Here is a 16,038-nt window from a genome sequence, read left to right on the forward strand (position 1 = left end):
CAGCGCGGTACGCGTCCGTTGGTGTAGCGCGGTACGCGTCCGTTGGTGTAGCGCGGTGCGCGCCCGGCGGTGTAGCGAGGTACGCGCCCGGCGGGTGGGGCTGACCCGCGTACGGCCCGGCATACGGTTGCTGCGGGTATGGCTGTGGTTGCGGGTACGGCTGTGGCGGACCCGCGTACGGCTGTTGCGGATACGGCTGGCCCGGATGGTGCTGCGGTGCGTTCATCGTTCCCCTCCTGCTGATTCCCCTCCTACTGCGACGGCTCACACGCTAGGGCACGGGGACCTGAATACGGGGCGTGCGTCGTTCAGGTGGACGAACTCGGTTACGCGTCGGTAACCCGACAGAAACGACGCCCTCCTAATGTGGCGTCGCATGGTTCCCGCCACGCCGCGCCCACCCGGCACCGGACTCGACATCACCGGACTCACCAAGGAATTCACCACTCGGACGATCCGCGGATCGTCGACGGTGACCGCGCTCGCCGAGGTCGACCTCAAGACCTCGGAAGGGGAGTTCCTGTCTCTCCTGGGGCCCTCGGGCTGCGGAAAATCCACGGTTCTGCGCATCCTCGCGGGGCTGGAGTCCCCGACGTCGGGGACGGTACTGATGAACGGGCAGAGCCCGAAGGAGTTGCAACGCAATCACGAGCTCGGCATCGCCTTCCAGGACTCGGCGCTGCTGCCGTGGCGGTCGGTGGAGTCGAACATCAAGCTGCCATTGCAGGTGGGTCGCATGCCCGCCGCCGACGGTCTCGTCGCCGACCTCATCGAACTCGTCGGGCTCACGGGATTCGAGAAGGCCAAACCCGCGGTGCTCTCCGGCGGTATGCGCCAACGGGTTTCGATCGCCCGCGCGCTGGTCGTGCGCCCCACCGCGTTGTTGCTCGACGAGCCGTTCGGTGCGCTCGACGACATGACCCGCCAACGACTCAACATCGAATTGCTGCGGATCTGGACCGAGAAGCCCGCCACCACACTGATGGTCACCCATGGGATCGCCGAGGCGGTGTTCCTTTCCGACGTGGTCGCGGTGATGAGTCCACGGCCCGGACGCGTCATCGAGACGGTGCGCATCGATCTGCCGCGCCCCCGGACCCCGGAGATGATGCGCACACCCGAGTTCCACGCGATTCACGATCACCTCTCGGGCTTGCTGTTCGGCGCGAAGGACGCCGATTCGGCCGTCGATGCCACGGAGGCTGTGGGTGGCTAGCATCTCGGCGTCGCGCGCGGGTGCCGACCGGTGGGCCGCGGGCGCGATCGGCATCGTCGGTCTGATTCTCCTGTGGTGGATGGCGGGTGCCCTGCAGTGGTTCCACGGCACCATCCCCACCCCGTGGGCGGTGTGTACGGCCATCGGCGACAAGGGTTCTGCGTTCTACGTCGACAATTTCTCGGCGACCATCTCGCTCGCGTTACGCGGATTCCTCTGGGGCAACGCGCTGGCGATCGCGCTCGCGGTGCTGGTGATCGTCGTGCCGCCGGTCGAGGGTCTCGCCACCCAACTCGCGATCATCTCCTACTGCACGCCGATCATCGCCGTCGCGCCGATCGTTCAGGTGGCCTTCGCGCAGGTGCAGACGATGATCGTGTTCCTCGCGGCGATCTCGGTGTTCTTCACGACGATGATCGGCACCCTGTCGGGGTTGCGTTCGCCGCACAAGGGCAGTCTTGATCTGGTTCGGGTCTATGGCGGCGGACGTCTCGTGCAGCTGTGGCGGGTCCGCTCGGTCGCCGCGCTCCCGAATACGTTGGCCGCCATCAAGATCGCCGCCCCTGCCGCCGTGCTGGGCGCGGTGCTCGGTGAGTTCCTCGCTATGCCCGAGCAAGGTGCCGGACCGGCAATGATCATCGCCCAGCAGGCCGGTGACATCCCACAGGTGTGGGCGATCGCGTTGCTCGCCGGGCTGGTGGCAGGCATCGGTTACGCGATCGTCGCGGTGGTGGCGCGGTTCGTCACGCGGTGGTCGACGGGTCTGGCGGTGCTCGGATGAGCGCCGGAGCGGGAAGTCTGTGGGCGGTCGCGAGATTCCTCGGGTCGCTGCTCGCCTCGCTGATCCTGATCCTGGTGATCTGGTGGTTGTTCCTCTTGGCATTCCCCGACATCGGGCCCATCATCGGACGCACGCCGGCCGACGTCTACGCATATCTCTTCACCGCACCCGACGCGGCGGATTCGCGTCACCAGATCCTCGCCGACCTGTGGATCACCCTCAAGGATGCGGCGGTGGGTTTTGTCACCGGCATGATCGCCGCCGTGCTCGCCGCCGCACTGTTCGTCGTATATCGTCCGGCCGCACAGACATTCATGCCGATAGCGATGCTCCTGCGGTCGGTGCCGCTGGTCGCGATGACCCCGCTGATCACGCTCGTCGTCGGACGCGGTGTCGCGGTCGTCGCGGTGATGGGTGGAATCGTCGTATTCTTCCCGGCACTGGTCATGATCATGACCGGGCTCGCCAACGCGCCCAGGCACCTCGACGACGTCATCGCCGTCTACGGCGGTGGTCGATGGACCGCGCTGCGGCGCTCAGCCGTGCCGTCGGCGGTGCCCGCACTGTTCAGCGCGGCCAAGGTGTCGGTGCCCGGCGCGTTCATCGGCGCGACCGTCGCCGAGTGGCTCGGAACCAACAAGGGTCTGGGAGCCACTCTGCAGCAAGCCCTTCCGGCCGCAGCCTACGACCAGTTGTGGGCATCGGTCGTGGTGATCACGGTGTCGTCGATCGTCGTCTACGCCGTCGTCGGCGTGATCGAGACGGTGGTGCTGCGGCAGATGGGCATGAGCGAGAACTGATCGAACCACCGTCCCGGGCCATTGCCGCCCCGGGAGTAACCAACAGGTAAAAGACCCGGGACAGCCCGGAAAGAGGGGACACCACACCATGAATCAGCACCACACACCTCAGCGCGGAACCGCCGGTCGTAGCGCCGGATTCGACCGCCGATCCTTTCTTCGTTACACGCTGATGGCGGGTGGGGCAGCGGGTGCGCTCGGCGCCGCCGGTGTGCTGTCGGCCTGTAGCAGCGGCAGCTCGGGCGGCAGCGGCGCGTCGTCGACCAACCCGAAGGTGCAGCTGTCGTGGCAGAAGAACATCGAATTCGCCGGCGAATACTGGGCATTGGAGAAGGGTTACTACCAGAAGGCGGGCGTCGGCACGCCGGAACTGCTCACCGGCGGTGGTGCGGGTACCGGGGTGGAGACGGGTCTGACGTCGAACAAGGTGTGGATCGGCATGACCGCCCCACAGCTCACCGCTCCGGTCATCCTGCAGGGGGCGAAGCTGAAAACCGTTGCGGCGACCTTCCAGAAGAATCCATTCTGCATCGTCTCCTCGGCGGCCAAGCCCATCAACACCCCGCAGGAGATGAAGGGTAAGAAGATCGGTGTGCAGGCCTCCAACGAGAACGTCTTCAAGGCGCTGCTCACCGCGAACGGGCTGACCGAATCCGACGTCCAGAAGATCACCGTGCAATACGATCCCACCCCGCTGACCAAGGGTGAGGTCGACGGCTGGGTCGCCTACATCACCAACGAGCCGATCACGTTGGCCGAGCAGGGTTTCGAGAACAAGGCGTTCCTCTTCGCGGACTTCAACCTACCGCTCGTCGCCGAAACCCTCGTCGTGCGCCAGGAGACCATCGACAACGAGCGCGACAAGCTGAAAGCCTTCCTCAAGGCTGATATCCAGGGGTGGTACGACGCCATCGCCGATCCCGCGGGCTCGGCGAAACTCGCCGTCACCAAGTACGGCAAGGATCTTGGTCTCGATGAGGCCGAACAGGTCAAGGAAGCGACCGCCCAGAACACCCTCGTCGTCTCCGACGACACCAAGGCCAACGGGTTGCTCACCATGACCGACGCGCTGATCGCCGAGAACATCGAAGCCCTTGCCAAGGCCGGCTACCAGATCAAGCCCGAGCAGATCTTCGACATGTCGCTCATCAAGGAGGTCTACGAGGAGGACCCGACCCTGAAGCGGGCCTGATCCCCCCGCTCGATCCCGCCCGACACCCGACCATCCCGCCCTGATGGTCGATCACTCCTGCCCGACACCCGACCATCCCACTCCGATGGTCGAGGTGCGGAGGAGCGATAGCGACGGAGCCTCGAGACCCGTTGCACCGGTGAGTATCCGGTCCCACGGGCACCGGAATCATCACCACCGCAACAGGTCTCGAGACCAGCCGCCTCCGCATCCGCCACGCCGCACCATCAACGACCATCGACCGGGCGCCATATCCCGTCGACCGGGCGTCACAATCCGCCCACCGGGCGTGCTCCGATACGCTGAAGGTCTGCCCGGTGCACCGCGGCCCGGGCGAACTGTGACGAGGAGTGACGACATGTCCGAGTTCATCAAGAAGATCAAGGACGAGGCCAAGGCGGTCGAGGCCGCGATCGACAACGAACTCACCGTGCTCGAGGGCGTCCCCGGCTATGACCCGCTGGCCAAGGACGAGGACGAGTCCGACGACGCCAGCGCGACCGCCAGCGACGACACCGAGGGTGGCGGCTCGCCGGTCGACGAGCCGAAGTAGGTAGCGCCCTCGTGTCGGTGTCGACCGACCTGTTCGTCACCGTGCTCAAGGCGCATCAGTGGATCTACCAGCACAGTCATGGTCTGATCGGGCGCCGTCTGCTGATGGGTAACCCGACCCTGCTGCTGCACATGACCGGACGCAAGAGCGGGCAGCCACGGACGACGGCGTTGACCTATGCCCGTGACGACGAGACCTATCTCGTCGTCGCCTCCAACGGCGGATCACCGCGCCCGCCCGCATGGCTCGCCAACCTGAAGGCCATCCCGGACGTCGAGATCCAGGTCGGCCGTCGTCATGTTCCGGTCACCGCCCGCGCCACCTATCCGGACGACCCCGACTACGCCCGACGCTGGGACCTCGTCGACGACGTCAACAACGGGCGCTACGCGCAGTATCAGAGCAAGACCACGCGTCCCATCGCGATTGTCGAGCTGACTCCGCGGGTGTGATCCGTCGGCGGCCATGAAGGTTGGAATCACCCTGAGCCAGATCATGCGTGTTCGCCGCGCGTCCACGGAGAGTGGGTGGCGACGAACGAAAGGTGATCGCAATGACATTGGCTCAAATCGATGCCCGCACCGACCGCGCGGCCGCCGCCGAACAGCTCTACCAGGACGCAGGCATCACTGTCACCAAGCTGGGGGAGCATATCGGCGCCAAGATCGACGGTGTGCGCCTCGGTGGGGACGTCTCGACCGAGCAGGTCGAGGCCATCCGCACCGCTCTCGCCGTGAACAAGGTGGTGGCGTTCTCGGGGCAGGAACATCTCGACGATGCAAGTCAGTATGCGTTCGCCTCGCTGCTCGGTGAGCCGACCGCGCCGCATCCGACGGTCACCTCTCGCGGCGACCAGTTGCTGACGATCGAGGGAGCCGCCAACAGCTGGCACTCCGACGTCACCTTCGTCGACCGCATCCCCAAGGCGTCGCTGCTGCGCCCGATCGTGCTGCCGACCTACGGCGGTGCGACCACATGGGCTTCCACGGTCGCCGCCTACGAGCAGTTGCCCACGCCGCTGCGGGCGCTCGTCGAGAATCTCTGGGCCACTCACTCCAACCTCTACGATTACGTCAGCCAGAAGGAGCCGTCGGGCGGTATCGACGTCGTCCAGAAGCAGGAGCACTACGCCGAGTTCACCAGTACCGAGTACGAGACCCTGCATCCCGTGGTGCGCGTGCATCCCGAAACCGGTGAGCGCAGTCTCCTCCTGGGGCATTTCGCCAAGGAGTTCCGTGGACTCAAGGCCTCGGAGTTCGCGAACCTCTACCACTTACTGCAGGATCGGATCACCAAGCTGGAGAACACCTTCCGATGGAACTGGAGCTACGGTGACCTGGTCATCTGGGACAACCGCGCCACCCAGCACTACGGGATCTCCGACTTCGGTGACCAGAAACGTCAACTGCATCGGATCACACTCGCCGGTGACGTACCCGTCGACATCCACGGCCAGAGCAGCCGGATTCTCCAGGGCGACGCGTCGCACTACTCGTCGGTGGAGCAGTCCCGGCGCTTGGAGGTGTTCGCTGCCTGACGTCCACATACCTGTGAATAAACTGAGAGAAAACTGAATCATCTGTGGCCGGATTCCCGAGGTAATCCTGCCACAGTCGGCTGTCCCCAGCGGGTTTCGATCTGTCGCCCGGCCAGACGATCCTGAGAGAGATTTTGCCATTTGACGCTTGAGGGTGGTTTGTCTGGATTAATGTCGCCGGTGCACGACGGGGAAGTCGGGGGGCTCCTTCTCCAACCGCACACCGGATTGAAGGAGCCGATCCATGGGAAGACACAGCCTCGTACGCGAACCCGCCACCCGCCGTGTGGCTTTGGGTGCCACCGCCCTTGCGGCGTCGGCCACCCTGACAGCCGGTCTGGCCTTCGGTGACGGCCAGGCACAGGCCTCGATTCCGCAGGTGACCAGCGGCCTGGCGAGCATCCACGACTGGTCGACCGCGACCCTGGATGAGGTGATCGCGGCGCTGGGGATCGAGTCGACGAGCGCTCTTGGTGGGGTCTCCCTGGACCCAGCCGGCGAGATCCGGGATGCGATTGAAGCATTGCTGAACAGCACTATCCTGACAGAGGGACTCACTGAGCAGTTCCTCGAGTGGTACGACTCCAGAGTGGGCAACTCGACCACGATTGCAATAGGCCCGGGTCTGGCAGCGGGAGCAGCGCTCGGTGGTAGTAACAGTACGTTCGCCCTGGCGGTGCTCGGGATAGCGGTGGCTACGGCAGGTGTGCACGATCTCGAGAACTACCTGCCTGACTTTATCTACGATCTCCTTGAGGAACTGAATCTGGCTGACTCTGTTGAGAGCCTTTTGCCTCAAGACGTGATTCTCTGCTTCGGCGGCCTCGCAGTGGCCAACTCCTCAACCGCAGGGTCATGTGCGAACATCGCAGCGACGGTGGACCTTCGGTACGACAAGCCTGACGGTCGCGTAGAGCTCGCTCTGACCAACCCGGCCTCGCTGCTCACCCTCCTGTCTGACAGCTCGCGGCTGGGTCAGGTCGTGGTCGACGCTCTGACCGGCAATCCGATTTACCTCGCCGACGATTTTCTGCGTCTGACGCTGAACGGTTCTGGCGCCAACCTCGCCTTGACCAGCGACTACGGATACACCGGCCCGATACAGATTTCCTGGCTGGGTTCGTCGCTCGTGTTGTTCCCTGGAACGTTCAAAGCACACGGCACCAACGGCCCCGACTACGTCAACTACCTGAGCCTGCCCACCCTGACGCTCGGCGCCCCGACGTCGCTTCAGCAGATCATCCCGACCTTCGACGTCTCGTCGTTCAACTTCTTCGATCTGTTCACCATCCCGGCGTTCAACACCGGCAACCTGATCTCTGCGTCGCCGACGAGCGCGACGGTCCCGGTGTCGGCGTTGCGGTCGGTGCAGCCCGAGCTGATGAGCGTGTCGGCCGGCGACTCTCCGACCAATGACGCGTCCACCGCGAATACCGCGACAAGCGATGCCGGGGATGGTGGACAGACCGCAGGGACGCCCACCTCGACCATCCCGGCGGCCGCTCCCGCGGCCGGCGAAACCACTCGTGCCACCGGCTCGACGGATACGGATCAGACTGCACCGCACCAAGACACGCCGGCACCCGCGCCGGTCGTGACGACCCCGTCCGGGCAGGCCGACGCCGGTGATCAGGCCGGCGGTGCCACGGGTGACCAGGGTGCCGCGAACACGGCACCGATCACCGACGACTCGTCCTCGTCGACGCCGTCGAGCTCACCGGCGGTAGGGTCCGCGACGACTGGCGGCACCGGTGCCTCCACTGTGAGCGATCAGCAGCAGCCCGCAGCCTGATCGCCCATGCGGTGCCTTACGATCGCCGCATGACCAACGCGGGGGATCTTCGAAGAATCGTCGAGGCGGCGCTGCTGTTATTCGTCGCGGTGACGATCATCGATCTGACGTTCACCCATCAGGCCTTCTGGGAGTCGGTGAAGGACGGGTTGGTCTTCGCCATCATCGCGATGGTCGTGTACGTGGTGTGGGACTTGGCGAGTTCGGCGTTCCGTGCGCGTCGGCGGGGCGACACGCACGGCTGTACCGACAGTCGATAAGGGTTGCGCTCACTGGGCCGGCCGGTACTCGACCTCTGACGGTGCGGCCTCGGGTGGAGCCGAGAGCCGACCCAGCATGATCGTCGACAGCAGCATCACGCCGAGGGCGACGAAGATCGCGATGTCGCCCGCGTTTCCGACGCGGAGGGCCTCGTCATAGATGGTCAGTCCCAACGACATTGCGATGATCGGTTTGAGGACGGTGACCGCGGGCAGGCTGGTCTGGACGTCGCCGGCCTGATAGCTGGATTGCTGCCACAGGGTGCCGAGCGTCGCGGTGACCGCCATCGCCCAGAACTCCCAACTGGCGAGTCCGTCGAGTAGCCCGTCGCGGAATGCGGCGATCCCGGTCTTGGTGAGCGGTGCCGAGAGGCCGAGGAGGACGCCGGCGCCGATGGCCAGTGTGAGTGATCGCCATGTGCCGTGTGGCAGTCGTGAGCCGCCTGCCACGCAGACGATCACGACGGGGATCATCACGGCGAGCGGGATGATCCAGTCGCCGAACGGCGGATCGTCGATGCCCTCGGTGGGTTGCCCGAGCAGCATGAACACCACCAGTGATGCGGTCAACAGTGCAGCCCACGTCCATTCGCGCGCGGTGAGCATCCGACGTTCGGAGTAGGCGCCCATCGGCAGGGCGAACAGTAACGCGGTGACCAGCAACGGCTGCACCAGCATCAGGCTGCCGACCGCCAAGGCCCAGGCCTGGACGACGAATCCGAGGATGTCGGCGGCGATACCCGCCAGCCACGTCTTGCGTCGGAAGAGGGCGACGAAGAAACCGGCACCGACGGCGCCGTCGTCGGGCAGCCCTCGGGTGCCGGCGGCCTGGAGCACCGATGCGATCGCGAACAGCAGTGCCGCGGCGAGCGACAGGATTATCGCGACGATGTCCACGCACACTCCGTGGTCGGCGTAACCGGCGATTCGACGTGTCGCATGAGCCGAAGCGTAGTGCACCGCGCCCGGATTCGGGCGAGGCCCGGCGTGCGATCGGACCACGACCCCGCCCGGTACACATGACCCCGCCGAACACAAAGGCGACGACCGGATCGGTCACGTCCGTGTCCTGCTCGCCCATCAGGGCGGTGCCCGCCAACTCCGTGGGGGAGTGGTCGGAGCCGTGTCGGAAACAGTGTGTCGTGAGCGACCCGGTCGTCGCGCGTCATGTTTGGTTGATGTGTTCGTCTCGGACCTTGTTCGATAACCACCTCCTCTGTCGGACAACGGTTGTCGTGGTGTGCGGTCGGCGCGGAGGGTCACGTTGATGTGGTGACGGCCGGTCGGGCCTGCGCCCATCGCCAAGACCGGCGAGTTCGTGACTTGCTTCGCCTGAACGCGACCGGACGACGCGCTGTTCTGCGTGCACCGACCGGTCGAGCCGACGTGGACGAGGGAGTTCACAGACCTCGATTCCGTGCCGCACCAACCACGTCCGATCCGCTGCCGACCAGGCGATGCTCTCGTCGAGAATTGGACGGCAAAAGCCTGCGGCCGGACGGGCGTTGGTCGCAGTCCGGATGCTCTCGCCCGCGTCGAAGTCGGTCGAGAGTTGCTCTCCTACAACAGTTGTCATCGTTCACCTCCGGCGGCAAAGGATGCTGTCGACACCAAAATAGCACCACGGACCGAATAGTGCTAGCGATCTTCGCCAACGAATGCTAGAAGATATGGCGAACATCGTCACGACGAGAAGGTAAGGAGGACACCATGACTGACAGATGTCGGGTTCATCGCGGAACGGCTGGGGCGGCCATCGCCGTGGACATGTCCACCTTCCCGCCCCCGCCGCCCTGGCGGCCGGACGACCGACCCCTGGCATCCCAGAGTGGCGACGAAGGTCCGCTGTGGCCGATCCTCATCGTGCTCGCCGCGTTGATCGTCCTGCTGGCGGTCGACGTGGCGACTCGGCACTGGTGGAGTTGACGCGACGTCGGTCCCGGCACAGCCCGACCAAGCCCTACACGCTTCGCACGAACGGGAAGGTGGAGCGGTTCAACGGCGCACTGGCCCGGGAATCGGCCTACGTCCGCGAGCCCGCCTCGGACGCGCTCGACGGGATAACGGCGATGAATCGCTTGCGCGACGCGCCGACGAAGCGGCCAATGAGAGCTTGTAGTGAGGGGCCTCGGAGAGCCGCTGCCGTGCCTAGAATCGTTGGGTATGACCGCTTCCGCGTATCCCCAGCTGATGTCGCTGAAGCAGTGGCGTGCGTTGCCGGAGACACCCGAGCGGCGGGTCGAGCTTCAGGAAGGCCTGGCGGGCGCGTCTCCCCGTCCCACCCCCGCACATTCCCGCGCGGCGTCCCGGTTGTGGCAGCAGTTGGCCGCGCAGCTTCCGGACGGCTTCGAGGCGTTGCAAGAGGTCGAGGTGGTCATCGACGCGGCCACGCCGGCAACGGTGCGGATTCCTGATGTGATTGTCCGGCGCACCGATGCCGATGACTCGATGATTACCGCTGACCAGGTGATGTTGGCCGTTGAGGTTGTCTCGCCGGGCTCGCGACGCACCGATCACGTGATGAAGCGCAGTGAATACGCCGACGCCGGCATTGCCCACTATTGGATCGTCGACCTTGATTCCCCGGCCACCATCACCGTTCTCACGCTGGGCCCCAATGGGTATGTCGGTGACCAGCACAGCGGCGAGGTGACGGTGGAATCACCGTTCCCGGTGGCGGTCGCCCTCGACACCACGTAATCCCGGCGCTCCGGCGTTTCTGCTCGTTTCCGTGGGTAAACGGTGGGTCGACAAAGGTTCAGAGCGTCCCACCTCGATTGAGGTGGGACGCTCTTTTCGTTCGGTCAGTCGTTCAGGCCGAGCTCGGCAATCACCGTGTCCAGGGGCATCGTGACTCCATGAGATCGTCGAATCGACGGACCGAGATGAGTAGAGTCGCCGGCCGACCGTAGTTCATGATGAGCACGTTCTCGTCATCGGCATCACGCACAAGCTCGGAGAGCTTGCCCTTCGCCTCACTGACGGGGACGAGCCTGGGTGTGGTGGTCATCGGTCGTCGACCTCGACGGCGAGAGCCATCAGTTCGGGGTCCGGTGGCACCCACGCCGGATTGGTGGCCATCGCGTTCGCCTGGCGCCGGCGCATGAGCACGCGGACGCTCTCGGTAGCGGCTCGCAAAAGATCCCGGTCGGGCACGGTTCCGGGTGGGTAAAGGGTGGGTCAGTGCCGATCCGGGGGAGCCGAATCGGTAAACACCGCTGGTTGTGGAGCCGCCCAGGGGAATCGAACCCCTGACCTATTCATTACGAGTGAATTGCTCTACCGACTGAGCTAGGGCGGCATGCTGCGCAAGGCAGCGCTGACGAGTGTAGCGAGTCGCGGGCGCCGAACAAAAACCGCCTCGGATCAGGCGGGAAAGTCCGCGCCGCACGGCACGGGCACCGGACGCCGCGGATCGAGGGCGCCCTGCACCAGGGCGCCGACGGTCGGGGAGTAGATCATCCCCAGATGCCCGACCACCGAGTGCGGACATACCGACTCGACGACGATGTTGGTGACATTGGGCGCCGGGTCCATCAGTGCGTTGGCCAGCGGAAACACCACCTCGTCGTGGGTGCTGGCGAGGTTGACGTAGCGGATTCCCGGGTGCAGGGGCCCGTTGTCGCCCTGGCCGGTCGGCGGCGGGGCGGTCCGGGGCGCCCATGGAGAGTTCGAATACCCGCGGTTGGGCGCCGACACGTCGACGATCGTCGCGATCTGATCGGTCTTGCCGGGCACCTGGGTGACCAGTTGCGCGATCGCCCCACCTTGCGAGTGCCCGACGAGGTCGACCTTCGTCGCGCCGGTCCGTGCGCGCACCGCGTCGATGAACGACGCCACCTCGCGCGTCGACTCGGACTTGTCGGCCAGCGCCCCGATGTTCGCGCTCCACGGCGTCTGTCCGTAGGTCAGACTGAACACGCAGAAACCGGCGTTGGCCAGCGTCGGAGCGAGATAGGCCCACGCCGAGAGCTGGTTCGACGCGGTGCCGTGCAGCAGGATCACCGGATCTCGGCCGTGGCGGTCGGTGCAGTGGTCGAGGCCGGCGCCCGGGGGTGAGGTGGTCGCCGGACGTAGATAGCCCGCGGCCTGTGCGGCGATGACGTCGGTGGTCACCGGAAACGGGGCGGCCGATGCCGCGGTGGCGCCGAGGACGCCCCCGCCCACTGCCGCCAGAAGTGCCGCCGCCGCGACGATCAGGGTCCGCATCCGCGCCCGATGACGTGTGGTCATCGTGTGAGTATGACGCCTACGACGCCGCGAATTGCTCGGAAATCTGGGTCAACCGCACGCTGTTGCCCGACGGATCACGGAAGCCCGCATCGATGCCGTACGGCCGCGACTCCGGTGCCTCGGTGAATTCGACGCCGCGTGCCGACAGATCCTCGTAGGCGGCCTGGCAGTTGTCGGTGGTGAGGAAGATGGTGCCGGCGAAGCCCTTGGCGGTGAGATCGGCGATCTCGGTCTGCGTGGTGCCGTCGATCATCGGCGGACCAGGGATGGCCATCAGGACGATCGACACGTCGTCCTGTCCGGGCGGGCCGACGGTCAGCCACCGGAAGCCGCCCATCTCGGGCATCGTCACGTCCTGGCGGACCTCGAGGCCGACCTTGCCGGTCCAGAAGTCGAGTGCGGCGTCCTGGTCGTGCACCCAGAGCTGAGCGCTGGCGATGCGAATCATGATGTGAGCCTTCCTGGTTGGTGCTCGTCGAGAGGTGGTTCTCGAGTGATCTCAGCCTAGGAGTCCGCGGTGTGCGTGGTCTTCTTCCCCTGTGCTGTGTTCGGGTCGGCCGTGCGGGAGGTGGGCGCCGGCCGGGTGAACACGCGCAGGACACATGCCGGCACATGGGCTTGATCGCCCGCGGGCGGGAACGACGCGCGATAGGCGGTCGGGGTCTTGCCGTAGGCGCGGGCGAAGCTCGTCGTGAACGAACCGACACTGCGGACCCCGACGGCGATGCAGATGTCGGTGACACTGCGATCGGTGTTGCGCAGCATCGACGCCGCGCGTTCGAGTCGTCGGGTCTGCAGATAGGCGTGCGGGGTCTCGCCGTAGGCCGAGGTGAATGCGCGGGAGAAGTGTGCGCGTGAGAGTCGGGCGGCGGCTGCCATGTCGTCGACGGTCAGCGGCTCGGCGAACCGCGCGTCGACGAGTTCCTTGGCACGCAGGAGGTAGCGGGCCGGCGGCGGCGAGGGCATGGATCCGATTATGGGCTCGACACCTACTCGCTGGGGGACTCGCGACGAAGGAATTCCTCACCCCGCGGTGACAACTCGTAGCCGACCTCGAGGCTGTGGGTGAGTCCGAGCTTCTTGAGTTTGCGCACGTCGAGCTTGAAATCCGGCCGCGGACGGCCCACCTCGGCGGCCAGTTCGGTGGACACGACTCCCGGTCGACGGGCGATGAGCGTCAGTACTTCTCGCGTCCACGGGCCGTGCGGTGCGCGGGAATCGAGCCGATCCAGGCGGGTGCGCAGATCGGCGAGATCGGCCGCGGAGAGCGCGGCATCGTTGCGCAAGGCGATCCGTGGGTCGGGACCGGCGTGCCGCAAGCCGATGCGGAAGACGGGATCATCGGTGCGGCGCAAGGCCTTACGTGCCTGTTCGGCGGTGTCGAAACCGGCGCGGTGTGCGTCGGCGTCGGAGATCTCGGAATCGGTGACCTGCTCGACCGACGTGACCTCGATGAGTTCACCCTGACTGACGAAACGCGAACCGGGATGCAGACGCGGCGCCGACCACCGACGGAAGGCCAGGTCGACCTCTCCCTCGACGATCCGTGGCATCAGCCGGGCCGGGATCAGCATGAGAGCAGCGTAATCCCGGCGATGCCCGAAACGACGGTGTTCGTCAACGGTGATCGGCCGTATGGTCGGGTAATGAGCGACAACTCCTACACCCCACTGACCGCCGCCGAGGTCACCGCCGCCGTCGCCGACCCGTGGCGGGTCATCGCCAACGCCCTGCAGGTGGCTTACCGGACCCGGAACATGGTGACCGGCGGGCGATTCGTCGCGCGCATCATCGACGCCGCCGAGGAGGCCAACCACCATCCCGACATCGATCTGCGCTACGGGTCGGTGCACCTGTCCCTCACCACGCACACTGAGCATCGGATGACCGATGCCGACGTCGCATTGGCGAACCGGATCGCCGACATCGCCCGCGAGATGGATCTCGAACCGTTCGCCGCTCCGCCCGCGCGTTTCGAACTCGCGATCGACGCTCTGGACATCACCGCGATCCGTTCGTTCTGGAAGACGATCCTCGGCTACGACGACGACCCCGACGACACGCTCGACCTCGTCGACCCCACCGGCATTCTTCCCGCGGTCTGGTTCCAGCAGATGGATTCGCCACGGCCGCAACGCAGTCGGATGCACGTCGACCTATGGCTTCCGCACGATGCGGTGCAGGAACGGATGGCTGCGGCCATCGACGCCGGCGGACACCTGGTCACCGACGCCTACGCTCCGTCGTTCTGGGTGCTCGCCGACGCCGAGGGCAACGAGATCTGCCTGTGCACGTGGCAGGACCGCGAAAAATCCGACTGATCGGCCGGCGTTCGCCGTTGAATCACGCGCGGTCGCCTGTTTTCAGTCATCTGCCGAGTAGCTCATGACCCGCGACCTGGGGTTTTGGGCCGAGGCTACTTTCGAAATGACTGAAAACAGGCGAGTTGCCGGTGCGGTGGGTCAGTCCTCGGCGTTCGCCACTGCCGCGACGGCCGCGGCCACTGCCGGTGCGACCCGCGGGTCGAGCGGGCTCGGCACGATCTTGTCCACCGCGAGGTCCTCGGCAACAACCGACAGAATCGCCTCTGCGGCAGCCAGTTTCATACTCTCGGTGATGCGGGTGGCACCGGCGTCGAGCGCCCCGGCGAACACCCCGGGGAAGGCGAGCACGTTGTTGATCTGATTCGGGAAGTCGCTGCGCCCGGTGGCGACGACCGCGGCGTGCTTGGCGGCGATCTCCGGGTGGATCTCCGGGTCCGGGTTGGACAGCGCGAAGATGATGGCGTCGTCGTTCATCGACGCGATCACACTCTCGTCGATCGTGCCCGCCGACACCCCGATGAACACGTCCGCGTCGGCGAGCGCCTCGGCCGCACCGCCGACGAGTCCGCGTGGGTTGGTGCGCGCGGCGAGATCCTCCTTGAACTCGTTGAGACCGTCGCGGCCCTCCGACACGATGCCCTTCGAGTCGAGCACGACGACGTCGGAGATCCCGGATGCGAGAAGGATGTTGGCGCACGCGACGCCGGCGGCGCCGGCACCGGAGATCACCACCCGCAGGTCGGTGAGCCCGCGGTCGAGCAAACGGACCGCGCCCTTGAGCGCGGCGAGCACGACGATCGCGGTGCCGTGCTGGTCGTCGTGCATGACCGGGCAGTCGAGGGCCTCGATGACGCGTCGTTCGATCTCGAAGCAGCGCGGCGCGGAGATGTCCTCGAGGTTCACCGCACCGAAGCTCGGGCGCAGACGCACCAGCGTCTCGACGATCTCGTCGGGGTCCTTGGTGTCGAGGACGATCGGGATCGAGTTGAGCCCGGCGAACGTCCGGAACAGCGCCGACTTGCCCTCCATCACCGGCAGCGATGCGCGCGGACCGATGTCGCCGAGCCCCAGGACCGCCGAGCCGTCGCTGACCACGGCGACGAGTCGATCGGTCCAGGTGTATTTGTTGACCAGCTCGGCTTCGGTGTCGATCGCGCGCGAGACCTGGGCCACGCCGGGGGTGTAGGCGATCGACAGATCTCGTTGGGTCTGGATCGGGGAGCGCAGTTCCACCGAGAGTTTGCCGCCCACGTGGGCCAGGAAGATCTCCTCGTCGGTGATCGGATGATCGGCGATGGTCGGTTCGCCGATGCGGTGTGCGGTGTTGTCTTCCGTGCTCGTCACGGTCAT

General features: G+C 65.9%; 19 protein-coding genes, 1 tRNA gene and 1 pseudogene. 13 read left to right on the forward strand and 8 right to left on the reverse strand.

The window, feature by feature from the left end:
• The first annotated feature begins 364 nt into the window (after positions 1–364).
• From GOPIP_RS23655 to GOPIP_RS23695, 9 genes are all read left to right on the forward strand, one after another.
• A complete protein-coding gene (locus GOPIP_RS23655; RefSeq protein WP_006372361.1) occupies positions 365–1,216 on the forward strand; it encodes an ABC transporter ATP-binding protein in 852 nt (283 codons plus the stop codon).
• The gene (locus tag GOPIP_RS23660) at positions 1,191–1,997 is read left to right on the forward strand and encodes an ABC transporter permease (protein ID WP_170320242.1); all 807 of its coding nucleotides are present in this window, start codon (positions 1,191–1,193) and stop codon (positions 1,995–1,997) included. Before GOPIP_RS23655 ends, GOPIP_RS23660 begins: the two co-directional genes overlap by 26 nt.
• Positions 1,994–2,797 (forward strand): ABC transporter permease, encoded by an 804-nt coding sequence (locus GOPIP_RS23665; RefSeq protein WP_006372363.1) that lies wholly within the window; start codon positions 1,994–1,996, stop codon positions 2,795–2,797. Before GOPIP_RS23660 ends, GOPIP_RS23665 begins: the two co-directional genes overlap by 4 nt.
• Positions 2,798–2,885: 88 nt before the next feature.
• Entirely contained in the window at positions 2,886–3,989 is a 1,104-nt protein-coding gene (locus GOPIP_RS23670) for an ABC transporter substrate-binding protein (RefSeq protein WP_006372364.1), read from the forward strand.
• A 358-nt stretch (positions 3,990–4,347) separates the two neighbouring features.
• Positions 4,348–4,542 (forward strand): hypothetical protein, encoded by a 195-nt coding sequence (locus GOPIP_RS23675; RefSeq protein ID WP_006372365.1) that lies wholly within the window; start codon positions 4,348–4,350, stop codon positions 4,540–4,542.
• 11 nt (positions 4,543–4,553) lie between these two features.
• Positions 4,554–4,994: a nitroreductase family deazaflavin-dependent oxidoreductase gene (locus GOPIP_RS23680; protein WP_006372366.1), complete on the forward strand. Its 441-nt coding sequence runs from the start codon at positions 4,554–4,556 to the stop codon at positions 4,992–4,994.
• A 101-nt stretch (positions 4,995–5,095) separates the two neighbouring features.
• Positions 5,096–6,079 (forward strand): TauD/TfdA dioxygenase family protein, encoded by a 984-nt coding sequence (locus tag GOPIP_RS23685; protein WP_006372367.1) that lies wholly within the window; start codon positions 5,096–5,098, stop codon positions 6,077–6,079.
• Positions 6,080–6,365: 286 nt separating this feature from the next.
• Positions 6,366–7,871: a hypothetical protein gene (locus GOPIP_RS23690; RefSeq protein WP_240524099.1), complete on the forward strand. Its 1,506-nt coding sequence runs from the start codon at positions 6,366–6,368 to the stop codon at positions 7,869–7,871.
• Positions 7,872–7,900: 29 nt separating this feature from the next.
• Positions 7,901–8,131: a hypothetical protein gene (locus tag GOPIP_RS23695; protein ID WP_006372369.1), complete on the forward strand. Its 231-nt coding sequence runs from the start codon at positions 7,901–7,903 to the stop codon at positions 8,129–8,131.
• A gap of 9 nt (positions 8,132–8,140) precedes the next feature.
• On the opposite strand, the gene GOPIP_RS23700 is transcribed toward GOPIP_RS23695, so the two are convergent.
• Entirely contained in the window at positions 8,141–9,028 is an 888-nt protein-coding gene (locus GOPIP_RS23700) for a DMT family transporter (RefSeq protein ID WP_006372370.1), read from the reverse strand.
• 813 nt (positions 9,029–9,841) lie between these two features.
• On the opposite strand from GOPIP_RS23700, the gene GOPIP_RS28075 reads away from it, so the two are divergent.
• From GOPIP_RS28075 to GOPIP_RS23705, 3 genes and pseudogenes are all read left to right on the forward strand, one after another.
• Positions 9,842–10,057 carry a hypothetical protein gene (locus GOPIP_RS28075; protein WP_006372371.1) on the forward strand — a complete coding sequence of 72 codons (216 nt, stop codon included), beginning with the start codon at positions 9,842–9,844 and terminating at the stop codon, positions 10,055–10,057.
• Positions 10,058–10,071: 14 nt separating this feature from the next.
• Positions 10,072–10,176, forward strand: a pseudogene (locus tag GOPIP_RS29610) (IS481 family transposase); the annotation flags it as partial.
• A 118-nt stretch (positions 10,177–10,294) separates the two neighbouring features.
• On the forward strand, positions 10,295–10,831 hold the full coding sequence (locus GOPIP_RS23705; protein WP_035728791.1) for a Uma2 family endonuclease: 537 nt from the start codon (positions 10,295–10,297) through the stop codon (positions 10,829–10,831).
• A 130-nt stretch (positions 10,832–10,961) separates the two neighbouring features.
• Here GOPIP_RS23705 and GOPIP_RS23710 read toward each other — a convergent pair whose 3' ends face one another.
• The 6 genes from GOPIP_RS23710 to GOPIP_RS23735 all read right to left on the reverse strand — a co-directional run bounded on the left by GOPIP_RS23710 (position 10,962) and on the right by GOPIP_RS23735 (position 13,938).
• The gene (locus GOPIP_RS23710; RefSeq protein WP_006372373.1) at positions 10,962–11,141 is read right to left on the reverse strand and encodes a type II toxin-antitoxin system prevent-host-death family antitoxin; all 180 of its coding nucleotides are present in this window, start codon (positions 11,139–11,141) and stop codon (positions 10,962–10,964) included.
• Positions 11,142–11,356: 215 nt separating this feature from the next.
• Positions 11,357–11,432 (reverse strand) — tRNA-Thr (locus GOPIP_RS23715).
• A gap of 65 nt (positions 11,433–11,497) precedes the next feature.
• A complete protein-coding gene (locus tag GOPIP_RS23720; RefSeq protein WP_035728793.1) occupies positions 11,498–12,340 on the reverse strand; it encodes an esterase/lipase family protein in 843 nt (280 codons plus the stop codon).
• A gap of 40 nt (positions 12,341–12,380) precedes the next feature.
• Positions 12,381–12,812 carry a VOC family protein gene (locus tag GOPIP_RS23725; protein ID WP_006372375.1) on the reverse strand — a complete coding sequence of 144 codons (432 nt, stop codon included), beginning with the start codon at positions 12,810–12,812 and terminating at the stop codon, positions 12,381–12,383.
• A 56-nt stretch (positions 12,813–12,868) separates the two neighbouring features.
• The gene (locus tag GOPIP_RS23730; RefSeq protein WP_006372376.1) at positions 12,869–13,330 is read right to left on the reverse strand and encodes a helix-turn-helix domain-containing protein; all 462 of its coding nucleotides are present in this window, start codon (positions 13,328–13,330) and stop codon (positions 12,869–12,871) included.
• 23 nt (positions 13,331–13,353) lie between these two features.
• A complete protein-coding gene (locus GOPIP_RS23735; RefSeq protein ID WP_006372377.1) occupies positions 13,354–13,938 on the reverse strand; it encodes an ASCH domain-containing protein in 585 nt (194 codons plus the stop codon).
• Between the two features lie 72 nt (positions 13,939–14,010).
• Here GOPIP_RS23735 and GOPIP_RS23740 point away from each other — a divergent pair, with 72 nt between their 5' ends.
• A complete protein-coding gene (locus GOPIP_RS23740) occupies positions 14,011–14,685 on the forward strand; it encodes a 4a-hydroxytetrahydrobiopterin dehydratase (protein WP_035728795.1) in 675 nt (224 codons plus the stop codon).
• Positions 14,686–14,826: 141 nt separating this feature from the next.
• Here the strand turns inward: GOPIP_RS23740 and GOPIP_RS23745 are convergent, their stop codons facing one another.
• On the reverse strand, positions 14,827–16,038 hold the full coding sequence (locus tag GOPIP_RS23745; RefSeq protein WP_006372379.1) for an NAD(P)-dependent malic enzyme: 1,212 nt from the start codon (positions 16,036–16,038) through the stop codon (positions 14,827–14,829).

Origin of the sequence: Gordonia polyisoprenivorans NBRC 16320 = JCM 10675, assembly GCF_000241325.1 — a bacterium.
In the GTDB taxonomy this organism is placed as follows: domain Bacteria; phylum Actinomycetota; class Actinomycetes; order Mycobacteriales; family Mycobacteriaceae; genus Gordonia; species Gordonia polyisoprenivorans.

Excerpts from the sequence above, each read along its gene's own strand:
- GOPIP_RS23685 (WP_006372367.1), top strand. The coding sequence starts at position 5,096 with ATGACATTGGCTCAAATCGATGCCCGCACCGACCGCGCGGCCGCCGCC.
- GOPIP_RS23730 (WP_006372376.1), bottom strand. The coding sequence starts at position 13,330 with ATGCCCTCGCCGCCGCCGGCCCGCTACCTCCTGCGTGCCAAGGAACTC.
- GOPIP_RS23740 (WP_035728795.1), top strand. The coding sequence starts at position 14,011 with ATGAGCGACAACTCCTACACCCCACTGACCGCCGCCGAGGTCACCGCC.
- GOPIP_RS28075 (WP_006372371.1), top strand. The coding sequence starts at position 9,842 with ATGACTGACAGATGTCGGGTTCATCGCGGAACGGCTGGGGCGGCCATC.
- GOPIP_RS23660 (WP_170320242.1), top strand. The coding sequence starts at position 1,191 with ATGCCACGGAGGCTGTGGGTGGCTAGCATCTCGGCGTCGCGCGCGGGT.
- GOPIP_RS23705 (WP_035728791.1), top strand. The coding sequence starts at position 10,295 with ATGACCGCTTCCGCGTATCCCCAGCTGATGTCGCTGAAGCAGTGGCGT.
- GOPIP_RS23655 (WP_006372361.1), top strand. The coding sequence starts at position 365 with ATGTGGCGTCGCATGGTTCCCGCCACGCCGCGCCCACCCGGCACCGGA.
- GOPIP_RS23745 (WP_006372379.1), bottom strand. The coding sequence starts at position 16,038 with ATGACCGTGACGAGCACGGAAGACAACACCGCACACCGCATCGGCGAA.
- GOPIP_RS23725 (WP_006372375.1), bottom strand. The coding sequence starts at position 12,812 with ATGATTCGCATCGCCAGCGCTCAGCTCTGGGTGCACGACCAGGACGCC.
- GOPIP_RS23675 (WP_006372365.1), top strand. The coding sequence starts at position 4,348 with ATGTCCGAGTTCATCAAGAAGATCAAGGACGAGGCCAAGGCGGTCGAG.
- GOPIP_RS23710 (WP_006372373.1), bottom strand. The coding sequence starts at position 11,141 with ATGACCACCACACCCAGGCTCGTCCCCGTCAGTGAGGCGAAGGGCAAG.
- GOPIP_RS23665 (WP_006372363.1), top strand. The coding sequence starts at position 1,994 with ATGAGCGCCGGAGCGGGAAGTCTGTGGGCGGTCGCGAGATTCCTCGGG.
- GOPIP_RS23670 (WP_006372364.1), top strand. The coding sequence starts at position 2,886 with ATGAATCAGCACCACACACCTCAGCGCGGAACCGCCGGTCGTAGCGCC.
- GOPIP_RS23720 (WP_035728793.1), bottom strand. The coding sequence starts at position 12,340 with ATGCGGACCCTGATCGTCGCGGCGGCGGCACTTCTGGCGGCAGTGGGC.
- GOPIP_RS23735 (WP_006372377.1), bottom strand. The coding sequence starts at position 13,938 with ATGCTGATCCCGGCCCGGCTGATGCCACGGATCGTCGAGGGAGAGGTC.
- GOPIP_RS23695 (WP_006372369.1), top strand. The coding sequence starts at position 7,901 with ATGACCAACGCGGGGGATCTTCGAAGAATCGTCGAGGCGGCGCTGCTG.